This is a genomic window from Microbacterium sp. K41 (assembly GCF_004794395.1).
Lineage (GTDB): Bacteria > Actinomycetota > Actinomycetes > Actinomycetales > Microbacteriaceae > Microbacterium > Microbacterium sufflavum.
In genome coordinates, this window is the sequence record NZ_SSDO01000530.1 from 1 (window position 1) to 3,440 (window position 3,440).

Annotated in this window: 4 protein-coding genes; all 4 read left to right on the forward strand. The window is 72.0% G+C overall.

The window, feature by feature from the left end:
- Positions 1-56 precede the first annotated feature (56 nt).
- The 4 genes from DW309_RS18635 (at position 57) to DW309_RS18650 (ending at position 3,352) form a co-directional block, all read left to right on the forward strand.
- Entirely contained in the window at positions 57-716 is a 660-nt protein-coding gene (locus DW309_RS18635; protein WP_136046233.1) for an O-methyltransferase, read from the forward strand.
- Positions 717-842: 126 nt separating this feature from the next.
- On the forward strand, positions 843-2,123 hold the full coding sequence (gene eno, locus DW309_RS18640; protein WP_136033431.1) for a phosphopyruvate hydratase: 1,281 nt from the start codon (positions 843-845) through the stop codon (positions 2,121-2,123).
- 75 nt (positions 2,124-2,198) lie between these two features.
- Positions 2,199-2,765, forward strand: a complete 567-nt coding sequence (locus tag DW309_RS18645) for an FtsB family cell division protein (protein ID WP_240753287.1) — start codon at positions 2,199-2,201, stop codon at positions 2,763-2,765.
- A 47-nt stretch (positions 2,766-2,812) separates the two neighbouring features.
- Positions 2,813-3,352 carry a DUF501 domain-containing protein gene (locus DW309_RS18650; protein WP_136033433.1) on the forward strand — a complete coding sequence of 180 codons (540 nt, stop codon included), beginning with the start codon at positions 2,813-2,815 and terminating at the stop codon, positions 3,350-3,352.
- Positions 3,353-3,440: the final 88 nt, after the last annotated feature.

Sequence of the window (3,440 nt, forward strand, 5' to 3'; positions counted from 1 at the left end):
CGGAGCAGCGGCGGCGACGCTTGACGCGCCGCGTGCGCCGGGGGTTGGCTGAGCGCATGGACTCCACCCCCGCCGCCTGGGCCGACGCCGACACCTTCCTCGCCGAGCAGCTCCTGGAGCCCGATCCCGCGCTCGACGCGGCGCTCGCCGCCCAACGGGCCGCCGGGCTGCCCGAGATCGAGGTCGCGCCCCTGGCGGGCAAGCTGCTGAACCTGCTGGTGCGGTTGAGCGGGGCGCGGCGGGTGCTGGAGATCGGCACACTCGGCGGCTACTCCACGATCTGGCTCGCACGCGCCGTGGGAGAGGAGGGACGGGTCGTGACGGTCGAGGCCGAGGCGGACAACGCCGCGGTGGCCAGGGCGAGCCTCGATGCGGCCGGTGTCGGCGAACGGGTGGACATCCGCATCGGCCGCGGCGCCGACGTGCTCCCGACGCTGGTGGGCGGGTTCGACCTGGTGTTCATCGACGCCGACAAGGAGTCCAACACCGTGTACCTGGACTGGGCCGCGCGGCTCGGTCATCCCGGCACCGTGGTCGTGCTCGACAACATCGGCCGCGACGGTGAGATCGTGCGCGAGGACTCGACCGATCCGAAGGTCATCGGCACCAGGGAGGGCCTGCGGATGCTGGGGGAGGACCCGCGGTTCGATGCGACCGCGCTGCAGACCGTGGGGCTGAAGGGCTGGGACGGCGTCGCACTGGCCCTCGTGGTCTGACCCGGCCCGCGCGCGGCATCCACCCGGCGCCGCCTGTCACCCCGGCGCCGTCCGAGCCCGGGGCTAGACTGGGGCGCGGATCGACGACGCTCCACACAACCTTTTCCCTGAGCAAGGAGCACATCAGTGGCACTGATCGAGGCTGTAGGCGCACGCGAGATTCTCGACTCGCGCGGAAACCCGACCGTCGAGGTGGAGGTGCTCCTCGACGACGGCATCGTGCAGCGTGCGGCCGTGCCGTCCGGTGCGTCGACCGGCGCCTTCGAGGCGTACGAGCTGCGCGACGGCGACAAGAGCCGCTACGGGGGCAAGGGCGTGCGCAAGGCCGTCGAGGCCGTGATCGACGAGCTCGGCCCGGCGCTCGAGGGCGTGGAGGCGAGCGAGCAGCGCATCGTCGACGAGATCCTGATCGAGGTCGACGGCACCGAGAACAAGAAGCGCGTCGGCGCGAACGCCATCCTCGGCGTCAGCCTTGCGGTCGCGAAGGCCGCCGCCGACTCCGCAGACCTCCCGCTGTTCCGCTACCTGGGCGGCCCCAACGCGCACGTGCTGCCCGTGCCGCTGTTCAACGTGATCAACGGCGGCGAGCACGCCGACAACGGCATCGACATGCAGGAGTTCTTCCTCGCTCCGATCGGCGCCGAGACCTACTCCGAGGCACTGCGCTGGGGCGTCGAGACGTACCACGTGCTGCGTGCCGAGCTGAAGGCCGCCGGCTACGCCACGGGCCTCGGCGACGAGGGCGGCTTCGCCCCCGACCTGCCCAGCAACCGCGAGGGCCTCGACTTCCTGGTCAAGGCCATCGAGAAGGCCGGGTTCACCCCGGGCACCGACATCGCGCTGGGCCTCGACGTCGCCGCCACCGAGTTCTTCAACGACGGCGTGTACCGCCTCGACAACAAGGACTGGGACGCCGCGGCGCTGACCGAGTACTACGTCGGCCTGGTGAACGACTTCCCGATCGTCACCATCGAAGACGCACTCGCCGAAGACGACTGGGACAACTGGAAGCACCTCACCGAGGCGCTCGGCTCGAAGGTGCAGCTGGTCGGCGACGACCTGTTCGTCACCAACCCGCAGCGTCTCGCCGACGGCATCGCCCGCGGCGTGGCCAACTCGCTGCTGGTGAAGGTCAACCAGATCGGCACGCTCACCGAGACGTTCGACGCGGTCAGCCTGGCGCAGCGCTCCGGCTACACGGCCATGCTGTCGCACCGCTCCGGCGAGACGGAGGACACCACGATCGCCGACCTCGTGGTCGCCACGAACGCGGGTCAGATCAAGGCGGGTGCCCCGGCGCGCAGCGAGCGCGTCGCGAAGTACAACCAGCTGCTGCGCATCGAGGAGGAGCTCGGCGACGCCGCGGTCTTCGCCGGCCGCTCTGCGTTCCCGCGCTACCGGGCCTGAGCGCACACACAGTGACAGAGCCGCGTGAGCCGCGGCAGGACGACGCCGCCGAAGCGGCATGACGGAGGAGGAGCCGTGGCACGACGACCGGCTCCTCCTTCGTCGTCGTCGAACGCGTCTCCGCGCCCCGCGACGGCCAAGACCGCACGGCCGGCACCGTCCGCGAAGCCGGGGCGTCGAGCGCCACGGAGCGCGGAGGGCGCCGCGCCGCGGGTGGACGTGCGGGAGTGGGCGTCGGGGATCCGACTGTCCGCGTTCTCTGCGATCATGCTGTCGCTCGTGGTGCTCGGCGCCTGGGTGCTGGTCCCCACGCTCGGGACGTTCATCGACCAGCGGCAGAAGATCGCGGCGCTGGAGGCCTCGGTGCAGGTCAGCGAGGCCGAGATCGCCGCGCTCTCCGCCGAGCGCGATCGGTGGGACGATCCCGCCTACATCACGACCCAGGCGCGCGAGCGCCTGTATTACGTCAAGCCCGGCGAGGTCGTGTACCTGATCGACAACGACCTCGATCCGTCGGCGCTGCCGCGGGAGCAGGAACCGGTGAGCGACACCCTGGAGGAGCGCCCCGCGGACTGGATGCCGCAGCTGCTGCGCACGCTCGTGTCCGCCGGCCTCAGCGACACCGTGGCCGTCACCCGCTGAGCTTCCGCTCCGAGCATCCTCCCTGGAGCCTCCCCTACGCTGGTGTGGTGACGACGCCCCCGTTCCCCGCCCCCACGCCCGCCGAACTCGCCGTCGTGTCCGCGCAGCTCGGCCGCCCCGCGCGGGGAGTGGTCGGGATCGCGGCGCGGTGCCGCTGCGGCAACCCGACGGTGGTCGCCACCACGCCGCGGCTTCCGGACGGGACGCCGTTCCCCACGTTCTACTACCTGACCCATCCCGCGGCGACCGCGGCCATGTCGACGCTCGAGGCCACGCATGTGATGCCGGAGCTCGCCGCTCTGCTGGACGACGATGCGGAGGTCGCCGAGGCGTATCGCGCGGCGCACGACGCGTACCTGGCCGATCGCGCGCAGTTCGGTGAGGTTCCGGAGATCGACGGCATCTCGGCGGGCGGCATGCCCACCCGCGTCAAGTGCCTGCACGCTCTCGCCGGGCACGCCCTCGCGGCCGGCCCCGGTGTGAACCCGATCGGCGACGCGGCGCTCGAGCGCTCGTCGTGGTCGCCCGAGGTCTGCCGCTGCGAGGACCCCGGTGCGGCTGTGCGCGAGGCGGCGCGGTCGGCATGACCGGACGGCGGATGCTGCGCAGCGTGGTCGCCGCCGCCGCGGTGGCGACGACGGTTCTGCTGCTGGGGTCGAGCGCGACGGCGGCGAC